The following is a 17275-nucleotide window of genomic DNA, read 5'->3' as shown; positions in this document are numbered from 1 at the left end:
GCCGACCGTCGCCGGTGTCCCGACCGGTGGTCACCGCGCCGCGAGCGCCGCCTCGAGTTCGCCGTACGGGTAGGACGTTGTCCGGTCCCGCAGCATCCGGTGCCAGAAGCCGCCCATGAGCTCGGCGATCCGCCCGTCCCGTGACACCAGTACCCGGGCCGCCGCCGGCAGGTCCGGACAGCCGGCTGCCCGCTCCGTGCGCAGGTATTCGAGGCTGTCCGGCCAGTCCAGCCCGAGCGTGCCTTTGATCAGCCGGAAGGTCAGCTGGGTGGCGGTGTAGCACCGGTCGTAGGCCCGGTGTCGGGCGAGGAACGCGGACTCTTCCGCACTCAACTCGAATCCGCAGTGGACCGCGAGGCCGAAGTCGGCGAAGTAGACCCGCCGGCCATCCGTGAGCAGGTTGCGCAAGTGTGCGTCGAAGTGCACGAAACCCTGCGTGGACAGGAACCGTGTACCGGCCCGCAACGACCGGTCGACCAGGTCGTACGCGGCGGCGACCCGCTCCGCCGGGCCGGTTCGCTCGCCCGCGCCAGCCTGATCGGCCAGCCAGGTGTCCAACTGGTACGGAATGTGCTCCAGGAACAGGACGATGCCGGCCGACGCGTCGGCGATGGCGGTGAGCCGGTCCCGCACCGCGGCCGAGTCATCCCAGCGCCGGACCCAGGTGTCGATCGCCTCGGGTGTGGACAACGGCGACGGCGTCCACAACGGCATCTGCGTCGACGCCACCGCCGGTCGCGACACCCCGCGCCAGTGGTACAGCAGCGGGAAGCCGGCGAACCGGCCCCGCCGTACCCAGTCCGAGACCAGCTGGTGCGCCGCCAGCTCCCGCCACGCGCCGAATCCGGTGGAGCCGAAGCCGTACTGGTAGAAGGTCGGCAGCCCGAACACGTTGCGGGTCGAGCCGACGTTGCCCGGGCGCTGCTCCAGCTCGGTCAGCGGAACCCGTTTGACGAACACCGGTACGCCGGCGACCGACATGGTCGCCGTCGCACCGCCCATCCCGGTGTCGCCCGGCGTCGCGCCGGCCAGCAGCGTGGCGAGTTCGTCGTCGTCGAGCGCGGCCAGGTGCGCGGCGACGGTCCGGTGCCGGGCCACCCGTACGTGGTCGGGGTGCTCGTCCGGCGCCGGCGGCCCGGCGGCCGCCGCCGCCGGTCGATCGATCCCACGGCGCGTCACCCCACCCACCGCCAGCCGTCACCCAGCGTCCAGCGGACCTCGCAGAGGTCGGCGAAGCAGTCGAGCCGGCCCCCGGTTGCCGGTGCCGGGGTCTTCGGGTCGTACGCGTAGCCGACCGCGCCATCCAACAAGCCTGTCCACATCGGAACAAACAGTACCGTGCGGTCACCACCACGCGGGCCGATCCAGGCCGCCCGACCGGTGACCGACAGGTGCCGCAGATCAGCTGGCAGCCGGGCTCCGTAGTACTCCCCGGAGGCGAGCCCGCCGGCATCGGCGAGCGCCGCGAGAGCCGCGAAGTCCGCGCGGTGGAGCCGGAAGAAGCCCTGCGCGTAGGCGTACGTCCAGTCGACGGCGACCACACCTGCGGCCACCAGCACCGCGATGGTCACGACGCCCGCTGCCGCTGCCCGCCGCCGACGTCGCCAGGCGGACACCACGACCGTCGTCGTGACGAGCATGGCAAGCAACCAGACCAGTACGTACACCACCGGCGCGAGCAGCCACAGGCTGGCGATCCGTACGCCGAACAGGTGAACTCCGACGACCACCGCCCAGGCCCCGGCGACCGCCACCAGCTGCACGGACCAGGTGCGCAGGATCCGTGTCGACTGGTCGCGGTCGGACTCCGATGCCATCGCCACATTGTCGGACCGGGCGGCGACAATACCAACCATGCCGACACTGACTGGCCGGCGGAGTTGACAATCCTCCCCGCCTAAAGCTAAGGGACGGGGATTCCCTGGGTCGCCCCAGGGGGTTCCTGCTTCACCGACGACCGCCCCGTCCGAGAGGAGGACTCCCGGTGAGGTCTTACACCGCCTCCACAGGCAATCACGGAGAGCCCCTCCGCGAGAAGGTTGCGGGCCGCGTTCACGTCCCGGTCATGGGTCCGCCCGCACCGGCAGGTCCACGACCGGACGGCCAACGGCATCCGCTCGGCCAGGGCACCACACGCGGAGCACAGTCGGGTCGACGGGAACCAGCGGTCGACGACCACCAGGTCCCGGCCGTACCAGTCGGCCTTGTAGGCCAGCATGGTGCGGAACTGCCGCCAGGCCGCGTCGGAGATGGCGCGGGCCAGACGGTGGTTGGCCGTCATGTTGCGGACGGTCAGGTCCTCGATCACGATCGTTTGGGTGTCACGAACGAGCCGAGTGGTCAGTTTGTGCAGGTGGTCGCGGCGGCGGTCGGCGATCCGGGCATGCACGCGGGCCACCGCCAGTCGGGCTTTGGCCCGGTTCGCCGAGCCTTTGGCTTTGCGGGCGAGGTTGCGTTGGGCGCGGGTCAGCCGCTGGCGGTCGCGGCGTTCGTGCCTCGGGTTGGCGATCTTCTCCCCGGTCGACAGGGTGAACAGGCTGTCGAGACCGGCGTCGACCCCCACCACAGCGGTGGAGGCCGGCACCTGTTCGATCCGGTCGTCGCAGAGCAGGGAGACGTACCAGCGGCCCGCCGGGTCCTGGGACACGGTCACCGTCGACGGCGCCGCGCCCTGCGGGAGTGGCCGGGACCAGACGATGTCCAGCGGTGCGGTCATCTTCGCCAGGGTGAGGCGGCCGTCGCGCCAGCGGAACGCGCTGGCGGTGTACTCCGCAGACCGCCGCGACCGTTTCCTCGACTTGAACGTCGGGTATCGGGCCCGTTTCGCCCAGAAGTTGGTGAACGCGGTCTGCAGGTGCCGCAGCGCCTGCTGCAACGGCACCGACGACACCTCACCGAGGAACGCGAACTCCTCGGTCTTCTTCCACGCGGTCAGCATCGCCGACGTGGCGTGGTAGGTGACCCGTTCCTGGCGTTGGGTCCAGGCCTCGGTGCGGGCGGCCAGGGCCTTGTTGTAGACCAGCCGGACACAGCCGAACGTCCGGGCGAGCTCGGCCGCCTGCCCGGGGGTCGGGTAGAAGCGGTACTTGAACGCCCGCTTCACGGTCCTGGACACAGTCGACAGTCTAGCGATCCGGTCGTGAGCGGTGGGGTTGCGTGTGGGGTGGACGCCGATCCGCCTCGGCGGCGGATCGACTTGCCCTGTCCTGCTCCGCAGGAGTTCCGTTTCCTCTCCGGCCGCAACACCGGAGTATCCACGGAAGGAATCCGATGACCGCACCGCCGTCGGGCCTGCGCCCCGACTACCCGGTACGCACCGAGCGGTTGTTGCTGCGCCCGCTGACCATCGACGACGTCGACGCGCTGCTGGCCTACCGCAGCCTGCCCGACGTCTGCCGGTACGTGCCGTTCGGGCCGATGACCCGCGACGAGATCGTCAGACGGCTCTCCACCATGTGGGCCAACACCGGTCTGACCGACGACGGTCAGGCGCTGACCCTGGGCGTCGAGATCGCCGGGACCGGCCGGCTGATCGGCGACGTGGTGCTTTTCTGGCGCAGCCGCGTGCATCGTGGCGGGGAAATCGGCTACGTCGTACACCCCGACGTCGGCGGCAACGGCTACGCCACCGAGGCCGCGTACGCACTGCTGGGCCTCGGGTTCGACCACCTCGGCCTGCACCGGATCGTCGCCCGGATCGACGAACGCAACGAGCCGTCGGCCCGACTCGCGCGGCGACTCGGCATGCGGCAGGAAGCCCGACTGGTCCGCAACGAATTCTTCAAAGGCGAGTGGAGCACGGAACTCGACTTCGCCATGCTCGCCGAGGAATGGGCGGCGTACCGGGCCGGCGGCACGCCGGCACCGCCGGGAGGACGGTAGCGATGTGGGACCCGGCCGCCTATCTGCGCTTCACCGACCACCGGTCCCGTCCGTTCGACGACCTGCTGGCGAGGATCGCGGTCGACGACCCGGCAGTGGTCGTCGACCTCGGCTGCGGGCCGGGCACCATGACGCTCCGCTTGGCGGCGCGCTGGCCGCAGGCCCGGATCAGCGGGCTCGACTCGTCGGTCGAGATGATCTCCGCTGCCCGGGCGCTCGGGTCACCGGTACGGTTCGACGTCGGCGACGTGACCGATTGGGACCCGGCGCCCGACACCGACGTGGTGACCTGCAACGCCGTACTGCAATGGGTGCCCGGGCATCCCGCGTTGCTCGAGCGGTGGGCGGCCCGGTTGCGGCCGGGGGCGGTGTTGGCCGTCCAAGTCCCCGGCAACTTCGACGCCCCGGCGCATCAGGCGATCCGCTCGGTCGCGACGGATCCCCGGTGGCGGGACCGGCTGTCCGACATCCGGGGCGGGGACGCGGTGCTCGACCCGGCGGGCTACGCGGCCGTGCTGCTGCCCTCCGGCTGCGCGGTCGACGCGTGGGAGACCACGTACCTGCATCTGCTGCCCGCCGGTGACCCCGACCCGGCGGCGCATCCGGTGCTTGCCTGGGTCGAGGGTACGGCTGCCCGGCCGGTCCGGGCGGCGCTGGACGACGACGAATGGGCGCTGTTCCGCCAGTGGCTCGGCGCGGACCTCGCGCTCCGATACCCGATCCGGGACGGACTTGTCGCGTTCGCGTTCCGCCGGGTGTTCGTCGTGGCGACCAGGACCGACGGCTGACCGGACCGACGGCTAACCTGTGGCCATGTGCGGTGCGGCGGTGCGCAGGAGTCCCGATGGCTGACGCCGACGACGTTCGTCGCCTGGCGCTGACGCTGCCGCAGGTCGTCGAGATACCCAGCGACGGTTTCGATTTCCGGGTCGCCGACAAGGGCTTCGTCTGGTCCTACCCGGAGCGCCGACCTGGCAAGCCACGGGTGATCCGCACCGACGTCGCCGTGCTGTACGTCGGCGACGAGGCAGAGAAGCAGGCGCTGCTGCTCGGCGAACCCGACCTGTTCTTCACCACACCCGCCTACGACGGTCTGCCGCTGGTGATGCTCCGACTGGAGCGGGTCGACGTCGACCGGCTCGCCGAACTGGTCACCGACGCGTGGCGGATGCGCGCCCCGGAGCAGCTCGCGGAGCACGTCAACCGTGGTTGAGGCCGACAGCGCCACTACCATCGGGTGGATGCGCGAGATGGTGACCCGGCTGTTCGTCGTGACGGCCATCGCGGAGGCGGGTTCCTGGGCGGGCCTGCTGGTCGGGATGGCGGTCAAGTACGGGCCGCCCGGCAACGAACTCGGCGTGCAGATCTTCGGGCCGATCCACGGGGCGCTCTTCGCCGCGTACGGATTGCTCACGCTGGCCGTGGCCTGGGTGCACCGGTGGCGGGTGCCGGTCACCGTGCTGGCCATGATCTGCGCGGTGCCGCCGTTCGCGACGCTCGCCTTCGAGCGGTGGGCCCGTCGGCGCGGCATGCTCGCCAGCGTCGGGTCAGCTGTCCAGGGTGACGACGACCGTGACCCGGCCCCGGTCGTCGCGTCGGGCGACGGCGTGCCCGGGGCGGTCGACCCCATCGAGGTGCAGTGAGAGCGGGCCGCCGCCGTCGGTGAAGTTGCGCCACCAGTTCTTGGCGTCCGGCATCGCGACCCTGATGGTGACGGTGTCGCCCGTACGGCGGAAGCTGACCGGGGTGCTGAACGTGCGGCCCGACCGGCGCCCGGTGTAGGTGACGACCGTCAGGTGGCGTTGGACCAGCCGGCCCCACCGGGGCGACGAACGCAACGTCAGAACGCAGGCGTTGAATCTGCCCACGAACTGCTTTGGCAACGACCGTCGACCGCCCACGTGACCTCCGTCGTACCAGGACCGCGTCGGGGCTCACCTTGACATCCTCGCCGCCCTAAGCGGCGGCGATTCCAGCCACACCGCGCGTGTCACGCGCGGTGTTCTGGTGGGTTACCGTTTCACCGCGCGGTGCCGGGACGGGTCCCGGTCCTACCCGCGCTCCACGGTCGTTGAAGTCCGCCTGCCCGGCGGCCTTGATGTTGATCGCCGCGTTGACGTCCCGGTCGTGGAGACCGCCACACGGACACACCCACGACCGGACGTCGAGCGCCATCTTCTCGTTGACCCGGCCACAGTCCGAGCACATCCGGGTGGACGGGAGCCACCGGTCCACCCGGGCGAACGTGCGTCCGTACCTCGCCGCCTTGTACTCCACCATGGCGACGTACGACGACCATCCCGCGTCGTGCACGGACTTCGCCAGCCTCGTGCGGCCGAGACCGACGACGCACAGATCCTCGACGTACACCGCTTGATTCTCGCGAATGATCGTCGTGGACAGCTTGTGCTGCCAGTCCCGCCGGGTGTCGGCCACCCGGGCGTGTGCCCTGGCGACCTTCACCACAGCCTTCTTGCGGTTCTGACTCCCGCGCTGCTTGCGGGACAGGGCCTGTTGCAGCCGCTTGAGCTTGCGGGCCGCGCGGCGCAGGAACCTGGGTGCGGCCACCTTCGTACCGTCCGACATGACCGCGAAATGCGTCAGCCCCAGATCGATCCCCACTTCCGAGTCCGACTCGGGCAGCGGCTCGTCCGTGGACGAGACGACGAACGAGGCGAAATACCGCCCGGCGGCGTCCCGGATGACCGTCACAGAGGACGGGTCCGACGGCAACGACCTCGACCAGCGGACCGTGAGGTCGCCGATCTTCGGCAGCCGCAGACGGCCGTTGTCCAGGACCGTGAACCGGGAGTTGCGGGTGAAGCGGACAGCCTGCCGGTTGTCCTTACGGGACCGGAACCGGCACCCGGGCGCATCCGAACGCCCGGGCCAGCGCGATCTGCTGGTCGGGTGTCGGATAGACCCGGAACTGGTACCGGAGCTGCACGAACCACACGATATCATGTTGGTCTATGGCAGAACTCGAAGGTGTCCGTACCGGCAGGCACTGTGTTTCGCGATGCACGTCCATTTGGTTTTCGTCACGAAGTTCCGGCACGAGGTGTTCGCCGACCGGCACCTGACCCGCATGGAACAGATCATGCGGGACGTCTGCCACGACTTCGAGGCCGAACTGGTCGAGTTCAACGGCGGCCACGACCACGTCCACCTGCTGGTCAACCACCCACCCAAAGTCGCCGTGGCCCGCCTGGTCAACAGCCTCAAGGGCGTCTCGTCGCGCCGCCTGCGGCAGGAATTCCCCGACCTCGCACGCCACTTCTACCGGGCCAACAAGCTCTGGTCAGGCTCGTACTTCGCCGGCTCCGTCGCCGGCACGCCGCCGAGCGCCGTGAAGCAGTACATCGAGCAGCAGAACCAGCCAGGTTAGAACACTGCTCGGGCCCTGGCGGCCCTCCCAGCACGGGCCTTCACCCCCGGCCCGAAGGCCGGAGCACCGGCCCGCATTCCGGTAGCAGGGCACGTCGAGGTGGGGCGTCGACCTCACTGCATCGCGGTGGCCGCCGGGTGTGCCGCCGACGTCGGGCAGGCGAAGACGTACAACGCATAACCCCGACCGATGAGTACGTCGACCGGGTTCATCGGCGCGTCGGCCGATTCACCGGTGGCCCGCCACCGCTGGCTGCCGGTGCGTGCACCCGAGTCGGCGGTCAGCAGCAACGTCATCGGTGTGCCGCAGGCGGTGCAGTCGACCGGCTGCCAGTCCGACAGCGACCAGTTGGCGAAACCGCCGACCTTCCAGCCCGGGGCCAGCGAAAAGTCGTTCTGGTAACTGTGACCGGACTGCTTCTCCCAGGCGTACAGCCGTGTTTTGAGGTTCTCCGGCAGCAGATCGGCGTACTGGTGCTCCCGGACCGGCTCGGGGTGCACCACGCACGGCGTCGGCAGATAGTTCTCGTTCACCACCACCGGCTCGGGCGCCGGGTCCAGCTGGCCGTGGATGTCGGCGACCCGCCGCCAACGCAGCTCGACCCGAGGCTGGTAACCGGTGTCCGGATGGTCCAGCGGACACCAGAGCACCTGGAGCAGGTCGGCGTCCGGCGGCCCGCCGAGGTCGAGATCCGGGACGTCGTGCCGGTACAGCTGGGCCACCGGGACCAACGCGATCGGCTGCTTCGCCAACGCCAACGGCTCGGTGTAGTCGAACTCCGGCACCTCTGCCTGCTCGGCCTCGGTCAACGTGTACTTCTGCCCGGTGGCCGTCGCGCGGGCCTTCGCCGCCGCGTAGACCCGGCGGGTCCGGCGGACCGTGTCGGGCGTCAACAGTTGGTCGACGTAGTGGTCCTGGTCGGTGCAGTACGGCCACGGCTCGCCGGCCGGCCAGCGCAGCGGCCCGCCGACGGAGCTGTCGTCGACGCCCGGTTCACCCGGCCGGGGGTGCAGCCGGATCGCGGTCGCCGCGTGCTCCCGCAGCTCGGGAAAGAGCTCCTCGATCTCCACCGGCGGTGGTGATGTCACGGGACGGGACGGTTGCGCCAACTCGTACTCCCAGTCACCCGGCCTGCTTCTCGAAGATCGAACCTACCCGAGTGACGGTGCCCGGCGAGCGGTCCGTCGGGCATGGTCTGCCAAGCGGTACGCTCAGTCCGATTGGCGGAGAATTCTGCCATTGTCTGAGCGGTAGGGCCTGGCTGAAGAGGATCCGCGATGCCGAAGTTCGTCACCATCGACGGTCTCGTCCGGCTGTCTCCGGCCCGGCTACCCGGCTACCCGGTCGCCGGCTCGACGACGGCACCCTCACCCGGCATGCCGGACTCCCTGAGCCGGGGATCGCGTACCCCACGAGGCCATTCGCGGAAGCGCCGGAACACCATCGGTACGCCTAGGTCCGGTCGGTCTGGTCGAGGACCCGGCTAGGTCCGGTCGGCCTGGTCGATCACCCGGACGATCCGCCGGTCCGGGACGATCCAGAGGACCGCCACCCCGACGAAGCAGGCCAACGCGATCCCGACGCCGACCGGCCCGCCTCGGTCGATCGTGAGTGCGCTGAGGATCCCGGCGACGTACAGGATCGGGGAGATCTTGCCCTTGGCGTCGGTGCCGACCGCTCGGCGCAGCGGTGAGTCCGGCCCCTGCCGCCACATGATCGCCCGTTGCAGCACGAAGTACGCGATCGCCGCGACCAGCAGGTTGAGGCCGTACACCACGACCGGGGTGGTGGCGAACTGTGACTGGTCCAGCCAGGAGGTGGTGAACGGCAGCAGCGACAGGAAGAACAGCAGTGCCAGGTTGGCCCACAACATGGATCCGTCGACATGCTGGACCAGGTGGAACATTTGGTGATGGTTGTTCCAGTAGGTGGCGATGTAAACGAAGCTGAGCAGGTACGTCAGGAGGCCGACGCCGGTCGAGCGAATCAGGTCGTCGAGTTCGTGACCCTCCGGCACTCTCAGCTGCAACACCATGATCGTGATGATGATGGCGAGTACGCCATCGCTGAACGACCCCAGTCGATCTGCCTTCACCGCTTCACCGCTCGCTCCGAGCTGCCTGTTCGGTGTCCGTAGAGGTGGAAGAATTCTCGCATCGAAGCGCGGCTGCCGCTGGATTTCGGACACATCGCCGGGACAGGTGTCAAGCGATTATTGATACTTCCCACTGTAGGTGTCGTCGGCTGGTCCTAGATCCGTCATTCTTGTTTCCGGGCCGGCGGATGTACATGTCCGTACTGTCTCAACATTGACATTCTACTATCGATCTTGCGTCGTGATCGCTTCTTATGCATGCACCATCTTGCGGTAACGGGCCGCAATTCATAAGGAGGAATCATGTTCGCGAAAAGGAGGGCGTTCGCCGGCGCCGTGGCTGCTGCGGCCGTCGCGCTGGCCGTGCTCGGCACGAGCGCGGCGCACGCCGCGCCGAACGGAGGCAAGGAGACCGCCCGCTCGGCCACGGTCCAACTCGCCGACAGGCACGCGCCGGACCGCAACGCCCGCGCCACCGTCGCCGCCTCGGCGGCGGCGACCGCGACCCTGGCGGTGATCCAGCGACGGATCGCCGACTACGTCGCCACCCACGGCACGAAGTACACCTTCGGCAGCTACTTCGACGCCACCACCGGCAAAATCGTCCTCGACACCGACGCGCCCGCCGACGTGGTGGCCGCGCTGACGAAGCCGACCGGCATGACCGCAGGCCACCTGCAGGCGGCGAACGCCGTACAGGTGAACCAATCCACCACCAGCGACTTCTGGCACCGCCGCGACGACATCCAGCCGTACTGGGGTGGTGGCGGCATCACCCAGACCGCCGGGGTGGCCTGGTGTTCGGCCGGGTACGCCGTGCAGAACGGCGCCGGTACCCGCTTCTCCGTCACCGCCGGGCACTGCTTCGCCAACGGCATCAACGTGCTCACCGAGTCGGGAGCCAACCCGTACGGTGTCGTGTCGAACCGGCGACTGCCCACGGTCAGTGGCCACGCCCAGGACATGGAGCTGGTCGGCGGCCGGTCCTACTCGGGCCGGATCTTCACCGGCGGCGTGACCAGCACCTCCAGCGCACCCGTCGTGGCGGCCGGGACCGCCTACGTCGGCTTCACCGACTACTGCCACAGTGGCCGGACCACCGGCGAGCACTGCGGGCACACCGCGACCAGCATCACCGGCCAGGTCTGCACCTCCACCGGCTGCAAGTCTCCGGTGATCGTCTTCAACGGCGGCACGCAGCCGGCCGGCGGCGACTCGGGCAGCCCGTTCTACGTGAAGGACACCTCGGGTGGGGCGTGGATCCGGGGCAACGTGATCGCCGGCAACGGCACCACCAGCTACGCCGAGCGCTACATCGACGTCGCGGCCGCGTACGGCGTCAGCATCGTCACCGGCTGATCAGGTCCGGCGTCGGCGCGCCCGGCGGCGATCTCGTACGGTGCGGCGACCGGGAAGCGCACCGGGCCGGGAATCACAGAGGTTCCCGGCCCGGTGCGGCCGCGGTCTCAGTCGACCCGTAGCTGCCACGGGCCGCCGTAGGACACCAGCCGGTCGGCGCCGTCGTCCGGGACGATCGACACCCGCGCGTACAGCTGGTAGGTCCCGGCCGGGATCGGCCCGCCGTCCGGCTCGCAGGAGACCAGCGGTACGTCGCCGGGCAACCGTCGTACGTCACCGGCGGCGAGGTCCCACTGCACGCCGACCAGGTCCTGGGCGGCCGGCACCGCCGCCACCCGGCCCTGTCGGACCAGGAACACCTCGGCCCGTGGGCTGACCACGCCGCGAACGGCGCGGTTACTGGTGACCTCGACGGTGCCGGTGACGTCGCGGTCGGCGGCCGCCGCGGTCGAGGGGAACTGGCCGTCGACGGTCAGCACTCCGTCGGCCGCGACCTCGAACGGTGCACCGCAGCCGAGCGCGTCGGCGCTCGCCCGTGATGAAGGATTCACGGTCGTACCCTCCTCGGGTGCCGGCGCGGGCCCGGCGGAACCTCCCGTACCGGTGCCCGCGCAGCCGGCGGCGGCGAGCGCCACGACGAGTGGGAGAAGCGCGAGCCTCCTGATGTTCTTTCGATTGTTCTGCATGGCCACCTCCTGGGCGAGGGGCGTGGGAATCAGACAGTGTTTGGACGCGTACGCGGCGCCATCGGTTCCGGTACCTGTCTGATTTGTCCGAGACTCGCCGTCAGGGCGACCCGGACAGCGCGGCGACGAGCCCGAACCCGCCGCAGCACACCACCCCGAACACCACCAGCGTGACCAGCGCGATCAGGTAGTTCGACCACAGGCCGAACTTCGTCACGTCGGTGCCGTACCCGTCGTGGACCCGGTTGCGCCAACCGCCGAACCGGAACGACAGCGGATGCGCCGTCCCGGGCTGGACCATGACCGTCGTGGTCATCACCGGCAGGCCCATGAAGTCGGTGTACCGGACGTCGTGCTGACCGGCCGGCACCGCCACGTGCCAGGTGCCCTCGTGGGGGATCGGAACGTCGCGGCCGCCGACCTTGAACCGCCCCGCCGCCGTCGCCGGCACCAGGTACGGGCCCCGGTTGACCGAGACCACCAGCACGGCGCAGCCCGGCGGCGGAGCTATCGGGTGCGGGTAGGCGATCAGCAGAGACGCCGGACCGGGCATCGGCGGGTAGCCGGGATGAGGGGGATACGACACCGCCTCATCCTGGCAGGTCGACGCCGCCCGACCGGGGGCGGGACCTGCCAGTCGGGCCATCGGCATGGCTCCGCCGGACGGGTGGCGCGGTGCTCACCGTAGGAGCAGGCTCCCGGCGAGCGTGGCGATCGCGGCGACGGTCAGGAGCAGCACCGTCGCGGCCGGGCCACGTAGGTCGGTGGGAAGGCCACGGAACAGCCGGGACAGCCGGCCGAGGACCGCCAGCGGTGCCGCCGCGCGCCAGACGTCGCGTTCGACGCCGCGTCCGGCGAAGGCCACCACGCCGGGCAGGTGGCCGACCGCCCGCAGCAACGGTCCCACCATCGCCCGGCTGGCCCCCCGTACGGGCGGCTGGCCGGCGCGGACGCGGGTGAGTGCCGCCCGCAGCCCGCGTTCGTCGTTGGCCCAGTGCGCCCGGTAGACGATGATGCCGGTGGGGCTGAGCAGGTAGGCCGAGTTGGGTTTCGGGGTCATCGCCCGGTGCAGGTCGCCGTCGATGTCGTCGACCGCGACCTCGAAGGTGAACCCGTGGTGGGTACGCAGTTCCTGGGCGTGGGCCCATTTCTCCGAGGTGGACCGTGGCTGGGTGAACACGTCGCCGGGATGTGCTTCACGGGTGTTGACCAGCACGAACCGTACCTGTCCGGCGAATTCGGCGTGCAGGGCGCGCAGCGCCGGGCCGGCGCTCTCGGTGACCGGGCAGGTCCGTGATCCGAACACCATCAGCACCGGCAGTGGGCCCAGGTCGTCGCTGCGGAACCGCCCGCCGTCCAGGGTGGGCAGGTCGAAGGCCGGCACCCGGTCGCCGGCGCCGGGCGCGTCGGCGCGGAAGAACATGTCGTCGACGAGCAACGCGGTGGTGAAGCGTTCGAACCGGTACGTGGATCCCGGCGTGGCGGTGGGTCGCTTGCCGGTCGCTGTCGCTGGCCTGTCCATGGCTGGTTCTCCTCGTGTGCTGGGTGACAGTTGACCGATCAGTCAACTCGGCGGGTACGCGAACCCGCGTGTCGTCGTCGACACGCGGTCAGTCAGTCGGTTTGGTCGATGAGTGCCCGGACGGCGGCGCGGGCGGTCGCCACGAGAGTCGGATCGTCGTAGACCTTCGCCAGCAGCGCCATGCCCTGCAGGTAAGCCAGGACGCGCAGCGCCGCCGCCTCCGGGTCGATGGTCCGGGCCAGCTGACCACGGGCCTGAGCCTCCCGGATGGCGTCGCCGAAGTAGCGGGCCCAGGCGCGCAGGACGTCCTGTGCACGGTCGCGGCCCGGCCCTGGCTGGGTGGACAACTCGGCGGTGAGGTTGCCCAGCGGGCAGCCGGGTGTCGTGCCCATCTTCTCGCGCATCAACCCGAGCATCCGGGCGAACCCATCGATGGAGCGGTCGATGCGGGCGAGTGGCTCGACCTCGGCCTGGAACGCCTCGTCCAGCACGGCCCGCACCATCGACCAGTTGAGGTCGAGCACCGCCAAGCCGAGCGCGTCCTTCGATGGGAAGAAGTGGTAGAGGCTGCCCCGGTGGACGCCAGCACCCGCGCAGACGTCCTCGATGCTCACCTCGGCCAGCGAAGTGCCGTGCACGAGGTCGCGTGCCGTGCGCAGCAGGCGCTCGCGGGTGTCTCTCGCCATCAGCTGACCTCATTCTCTTGACCGTGCGGTCAAGAGTCTAGGAGTGTTGACCGATCAGTCAAGAACATGGGTGAATCGCAGAGGCGGCCTCCGTGCCGCAGGGAGGTGCCACATGGCTATCGACTTCGTCCCTCTCTACGAGCAGGCCAGCCGCCGCTTTTGTGACCTGGTCGCGCGGGTCGGCGCCGAGCAGTGGGGCGCCCCCACGCCGTGCTCCGAGTGGGACGTACGGGCGCTGGTCGACCACGTGGTGCGGGGCAACCTCGCGGTGGTCCCGGTGCTCGACGGCATCCCCCTCGCCGACCTCGGCAGGCTCGACATCGCCCGGCCGGACGTCGACGTGCTGGGTGCCGATCCGCTCACGGCGGTCCGCCGCTCGGTCGACGTCGCGGTCGAGGCGTTCGCCCAACCCGGGGTGCTCGACACCGTCGTGCACCACCCGGTCGGCGACCTGCGGGGTCGAAGGCTGGCCGGACTGTGCTTCACCGACAACCTGGTGCACGGCTGGGACCTCGCACAGGCGATCGGCGTCGACGTGACCCTCGACCCGATGCTGGTCGAAGCCGCCCACGCGTTCTTCGCGCCGGTCGCGGACTCCCTGCCGACCGGGCACTTCGCGGCACCGCCGGAGGTGGGGCCCACCACGGACCGCCAGACCGAGCTGCTCGCCCTGCTGGGTCGGGACGCGCGGGCGTCGAGCTGGGCGCGTTGACCTCCTCTCCGCCCTGAGGGGTGGAGGTTCCTTTCCTGCCGCGCGTGGGTTGTATCCCTGAGCTGAGCAGCACATCTGCAGCTATTGAGAATGGTTTTCGTTAGCTATAGGCTGCGCGCGAAGAAGGGAACGATCATGAAAGGGCCGTCGCGGTCGCCGCCGCCGCGTCCGCCGGCGCGCTGCTACTCCCCACCAACCAGGCCGCCGCCGCACCCGGCCCGGCACCCGCGCCGCAGCAGTACCGCGTCCTGCAGGACATTCACACCGACGCGATATCGACTTTCCTGGACGACGGCGTCCTCGCCCTCGGCACCAAGGCCGACGTCGCCGAAGGCACCGGCACCCGGTTCGACGACGACGACGTCTGGTTCCACATCGACGACGACGCGGCCCGACCCGTACCCGCCGGTTACGAGTTCATCGCCGCCGCCGGCGAGCAGGTCTGGATCGCGCCGGAGTCGAACCCGGGCGGCGGGCAGCTCTGGCCCGGCTTCTCGACCGAGTCGGTGCCGGCCGGCGCGGTCTCCGGCGACCAGACGACCTTCACGCTGAGCGGGTTCGACGGGCCTGGCGACGTCGAGCTCTTCCGCACCGGGTCGTTCGGCACTCCGACCCGGCTGTGGTCCTCCGACGAGGATCACAAGACGTTCAGCGTCGGCCGTACCCACATGCACGCCAACTGGGCGTTCACCGCAGCTGGCACCTACCGGCTCACCGTCATCGCCACGGCCACCGCCGGTGCCACCCCGATGGCCGCCACCGCCACCTACACGTTCGTGGTCGGTGACCTGCCGGAGGTCGTGAGTACCTCCACCGCGCTGACGGCGTCGGCGACCGCGCTGCGGGTGGGCGAGCCGGTCACCCTGACCGGGACGGTGACCCCAGCGGAAACCGACGGGTACGTGGAGTTCCGCGACGGCGGCACCGTGCTCGGCCACGCGCCGGTCGACAATGGCTCGGCCGAGCTCGTCGTACCGGATCTGGCGGTCGGGGCACACCCGCTCACCGCGTCCTTCGTGCCCGCGGTCGGCAACCTCGCCGGGGGTTCCACCTCGGCGTCGGTGGCGGTCACCGTCACCGACGACTCCGGCGTCGAGTTCGGCATCGCCGGCATCGCCGAGTCGTACCAGCCCGGTGACCTGCTCCAGGCCCGAGTGGTCGGAGCCACCGCGGTGACGATCCACGTCGACGACCACGGTGCGGCGCCGCGTCAGCAGGTGACCGTCACCGGGGAGACGTCGGTGGCCGTCGGCGACGTCGCGACCTTCACCGCCGAGGTGTCGACCGCGACCGTGCTGACCAGCTACCAGTGGTTCGAGAAGGCGCCGGACGCGGCCGAGGCCACCCCGATCCCGGGCGCGACCGGCCGCGAGTACTCGTTCACCGTCACCGCCGGGCACCACAGTCGCGAACTCATTGTCGCGGTGGTGACACCCACCGGCCAGATCGCGTACGGGCCGTCGGCATCGGTCACCCTCGCCGTCGACGATTCCGGCGGCGGGGTCGGCGCGACGAGCCAGGAGGTCATCGCCGCGGTGCCGGACGGCACCCTGGTGATCAGCGTCGACGCCAACGACCAGGTGCTGATGAGCGACTTCGCGCTCAGCGCCGAGGCCGACCGCTGGGTGTCGACCGGTGAACTGCGTCCGGTACGGGTCACCGACGCCCGGGCGTCGGCACCGGGCTGGACCGCTTCCGGCCAGGTCAGCGACTTCGTCGCCGATACGCAGACGCTCTCCGGCCGGTTCCTCGGCTGGACGCCGCGCGTGGTGTCGCAGCCCGGTGTCGGTGCGGTGACGGCCGGTGAGAGCGTCGCTCCGGCCTTCGACTCCGGCCGGGGCCTGCTGGACAGCAGCCCGCTCGCGATCGGTGCCGTCGGTGCCCGGGGGACCAGTGAGCTCGGTGCCGGCCTGCGGATCGAGGCACCGACCGACGTGGCTGCCGGCACCTACGTCGCCACGATCACCTTCACCGCGATCTGACGACCGCCACCCGCCGAGGTGAGGCCGGCCACTCAGGTGGCCGGCCTCACCCTGTGGTCCCTCGGACTTGATATGCAAGTGCAGGCTTGCCTATTGTGGGGCGGGTGGCGGTCCTTTACCGGGCACTCGCGGACCCGACCCGGCGGCGGATCATGGACGAGCTCGCCCGCAAGGGCGGGATGAGCCTGTTCGAGATCTGCACCCGCCTGCTCACCGAACACGGCACCACCTCCACCCGGCAGGCGATCTCGCAGCACCTGGCCGTGCTGGAGGAGGCCGGACTCGTCCGCTCCGAACGGGTCGGCCGCACCAAGCTCCACTACCTCGACACCCGGCCGCTGCGCTCGATCACCGAGCGGTGGCCGCTCAGCGATGAGGAGAAGACATGAAAGCCCGCATCTACGTGACCAGCGTCTTCGTCGACGACCAGGCCAAGGCGCTCGCCTTCTACACCGACAAACTCGGCTTCGTCCCCAAGACCGATTTTCCGGTCGGGGAACACCGGTGGCTCACCGTGGTCGGTGCCGACGCCCCGGACGGCGTCGAACTGCTGCTGGAGCCCGACGAGAACCCGGCCGCCCAGGCGTACAAGCAGGCGCTCGCCGAGCAGGGCATCCCGGCGGCCTCGTTCGCCGTGGACGACGTCGAGGAGGCCTACCGGACGCTGCAGGCCGACGGGGTCACCTTCATCCAGACCCCCACGCCGATGGGCCCGTTCGTCGGCGCGGTACTCGACGACACCTGCGGCAATCTCATCCAGCTGGTCAGCCCGGCGTGAACCTCACCTCGACGCGGCACGTCCCGGGTCACGCGGTGCGGCGACGGGCCGCAGTTCATCATGATCAGTTGATGCTCTGCCGGGAGTTTTGCCGGCGTGTCGCCCGGCGGAGCATCAACTGATCATGGCGGTGGATCGAGCCGACTCCCAACACGCCGATGCGATCGGTGATCCTGCTCCGGCAC

General features: G+C 70.1%; 21 protein-coding genes and 2 pseudogenes. 10 read left to right on the top strand and 13 right to left on the bottom strand.

From position 1 onward, the window contains the following. Positions 1-30 precede the first annotated feature (30 nt). The 3 genes from O7632_RS28120 to O7632_RS28110 all read right to left on the bottom strand — a co-directional run bounded on the left by O7632_RS28120 (position 31) and on the right by O7632_RS28110 (position 3115). Positions 31-1179, bottom strand: coding sequence for a hypothetical protein (locus tag O7632_RS28120; protein ID WP_278118667.1), 1149 nt, complete (start codon positions 1177-1179; stop codon positions 31-33). Continuing rightward, positions 1176-1817 carry a hypothetical protein gene (locus O7632_RS28115; protein WP_278118665.1) on the bottom strand — a complete coding sequence of 214 codons (642 nt, stop codon included), beginning with the start codon at positions 1815-1817 and terminating at the stop codon, positions 1176-1178. The genes O7632_RS28120 and O7632_RS28115 overlap by 4 nt, the downstream gene beginning before the upstream one ends. An 86-nt stretch (positions 1818-1903) precedes the next feature. Beyond that, the gene (locus O7632_RS28110; protein ID WP_278118663.1) at positions 1904-3115 is read right to left on the bottom strand and encodes a transposase; all 1212 of its coding nucleotides are present in this window, start codon (positions 3113-3115) and stop codon (positions 1904-1906) included. 155 nt (positions 3116-3270) lie between these two features. On the opposite strand from O7632_RS28110, the gene O7632_RS28105 reads away from it, so the two are divergent. The 4 genes from O7632_RS28105 to O7632_RS28090 are packed head-to-tail and all read left to right on the top strand — an operon-like array spanning position 3271 to position 5525. After that, complete coding sequence (locus O7632_RS28105) at positions 3271-3882, top strand: GNAT family N-acetyltransferase (protein ID WP_278118662.1); 612 nt, start codon at positions 3271-3273, stop codon at positions 3880-3882. Positions 3883-3884: 2 nt separating this feature from the next. Then, positions 3885-4670 carry a trans-aconitate 2-methyltransferase gene (locus O7632_RS28100; protein ID WP_278118661.1) on the top strand — a complete coding sequence of 262 codons (786 nt, stop codon included), beginning with the start codon at positions 3885-3887 and terminating at the stop codon, positions 4668-4670. A 56-nt stretch (positions 4671-4726) separates the two neighbouring features. Continuing rightward, on the top strand, positions 4727-5095 hold the full coding sequence (locus tag O7632_RS28095) for an MmcQ/YjbR family DNA-binding protein (protein ID WP_278118659.1): 369 nt from the start codon (positions 4727-4729) through the stop codon (positions 5093-5095). 28 nt (positions 5096-5123) lie between these two features. Further along, a complete protein-coding gene (locus tag O7632_RS28090) occupies positions 5124-5525 on the top strand; it encodes a DUF3817 domain-containing protein (protein ID WP_347403607.1) in 402 nt (133 codons plus the stop codon). Here the strand turns inward: O7632_RS28090 and O7632_RS28085 are convergent. The 3 genes and pseudogenes from O7632_RS28085 to O7632_RS28075 all read right to left on the bottom strand — a co-directional run bounded on the left by O7632_RS28085 (position 5430) and on the right by O7632_RS28075 (position 6829). After that, positions 5430-5783 carry a hypothetical protein gene (locus O7632_RS28085; RefSeq protein ID WP_278118657.1) on the bottom strand — a complete coding sequence of 118 codons (354 nt, stop codon included), beginning with the start codon at positions 5781-5783 and terminating at the stop codon, positions 5430-5432. The genes O7632_RS28090 and O7632_RS28085 overlap by 96 nt on opposite strands. Positions 5784-5838: 55 nt before the next feature. Continuing rightward, a pseudogene (locus O7632_RS28080) lies at positions 5839-6684 on the bottom strand (transposase); the annotation flags it as partial. Positions 6685-6727: 43 nt separating this feature from the next. After that, positions 6728-6829 (bottom strand): helix-turn-helix domain-containing protein, encoded by a 102-nt coding sequence (locus tag O7632_RS28075; RefSeq protein WP_278119963.1) that lies wholly within the window; start codon positions 6827-6829, stop codon positions 6728-6730. Between the two features lie 25 nt (positions 6830-6854). On the opposite strand from O7632_RS28075, the pseudogene tnpA reads away from it, so the two are divergent. Beyond that, positions 6855-7270 (top strand): annotated as a pseudogene (gene tnpA, locus O7632_RS28070) (IS200/IS605 family transposase). A gap of 113 nt (positions 7271-7383) precedes the next feature. Here the strand turns inward: tnpA and O7632_RS28065 are convergent. Then, entirely contained in the window at positions 7384-8358 is a 975-nt protein-coding gene (locus tag O7632_RS28065) for a hypothetical protein (RefSeq protein ID WP_278118655.1), read from the bottom strand. Positions 8359-8753: 395 nt separating this feature from the next. Next, a complete protein-coding gene (locus O7632_RS28060) occupies positions 8754-9365 on the bottom strand; it encodes a TMEM175 family protein (RefSeq protein ID WP_278118654.1) in 612 nt (203 codons plus the stop codon). Between the two features lie 303 nt (positions 9366-9668). Between O7632_RS28060 and O7632_RS28055 the strand changes: the two genes are divergently transcribed. Beyond that, positions 9669-10724 (top strand): hypothetical protein, encoded by a 1056-nt coding sequence (locus O7632_RS28055; RefSeq protein WP_278118652.1) that lies wholly within the window; start codon positions 9669-9671, stop codon positions 10722-10724. A 107-nt stretch (positions 10725-10831) separates the two neighbouring features. On the opposite strand, the gene O7632_RS28050 is transcribed toward O7632_RS28055, so the two are convergent. From O7632_RS28050 to O7632_RS28035, 4 genes are all read right to left on the bottom strand, one after another. Then, positions 10832-11410: a hypothetical protein gene (locus tag O7632_RS28050; protein ID WP_278118650.1), complete on the bottom strand. Its 579-nt coding sequence runs from the start codon at positions 11408-11410 to the stop codon at positions 10832-10834. A 100-nt stretch (positions 11411-11510) separates the two neighbouring features. After that, a complete protein-coding gene (locus O7632_RS28045) occupies positions 11511-11996 on the bottom strand; it encodes a hypothetical protein (protein ID WP_278118648.1) in 486 nt (161 codons plus the stop codon). A 93-nt stretch (positions 11997-12089) separates the two neighbouring features. Continuing rightward, complete coding sequence (locus tag O7632_RS28040) at positions 12090-12932, bottom strand: redoxin domain-containing protein (RefSeq protein WP_278118647.1); 843 nt, start codon at positions 12930-12932, stop codon at positions 12090-12092. Positions 12933-13024: 92 nt separating this feature from the next. Then, entirely contained in the window at positions 13025-13618 is a 594-nt protein-coding gene (locus O7632_RS28035) for a TetR/AcrR family transcriptional regulator (protein WP_278118646.1), read from the bottom strand. A 112-nt stretch (positions 13619-13730) separates the two neighbouring features. On the opposite strand from O7632_RS28035, the gene O7632_RS28030 reads away from it, so the two are divergent. Beyond that, the gene (locus O7632_RS28030; protein ID WP_278118645.1) at positions 13731-14330 is read left to right on the top strand and encodes a TIGR03086 family metal-binding protein; all 600 of its coding nucleotides are present in this window, start codon (positions 13731-13733) and stop codon (positions 14328-14330) included. Between the two features lie 182 nt (positions 14331-14512). On the opposite strand, the gene O7632_RS28025 is transcribed toward O7632_RS28030, so the two are convergent. Next, a complete protein-coding gene (locus tag O7632_RS28025) occupies positions 14513-14704 on the bottom strand; it encodes a hypothetical protein (RefSeq protein ID WP_278118643.1) in 192 nt (63 codons plus the stop codon). Between O7632_RS28025 and O7632_RS28020 the strand changes: the two genes are divergently transcribed. The 3 genes from O7632_RS28020 (at position 14615) to O7632_RS28010 (ending at position 17090) form a co-directional block, all read left to right on the top strand. Then, positions 14615-16312 (top strand): choice-of-anchor M domain-containing protein, encoded by a 1698-nt coding sequence (locus tag O7632_RS28020; protein ID WP_278120456.1) that lies wholly within the window; start codon positions 14615-14617, stop codon positions 16310-16312. The two genes, O7632_RS28025 and O7632_RS28020, sit on opposite strands and share 90 nt — an antisense overlap. Before the next feature lie 104 nt (positions 16313-16416). Next, a complete protein-coding gene (locus O7632_RS28015) occupies positions 16417-16701 on the top strand; it encodes a metalloregulator ArsR/SmtB family transcription factor (protein ID WP_278118641.1) in 285 nt (94 codons plus the stop codon). Beyond that, on the top strand, positions 16698-17090 hold the full coding sequence (locus tag O7632_RS28010; RefSeq protein WP_278118640.1) for a VOC family protein: 393 nt from the start codon (positions 16698-16700) through the stop codon (positions 17088-17090). The genes O7632_RS28015 and O7632_RS28010 overlap by 4 nt, the downstream gene beginning before the upstream one ends. The last annotated feature ends 185 nt before the right edge of the window (positions 17091-17275 follow it).

The sequence above is a fragment of the Solwaraspora sp. WMMD406 genome (assembly GCF_029626025.1).
GTDB lineage: Bacteria > Actinomycetota > Actinomycetes > Mycobacteriales > Micromonosporaceae > Micromonospora_E.
The sequence above is the reverse complement of the archived record's forward strand: the minus strand, read 5'-3'. Positions and strand labels throughout refer to the sequence as shown.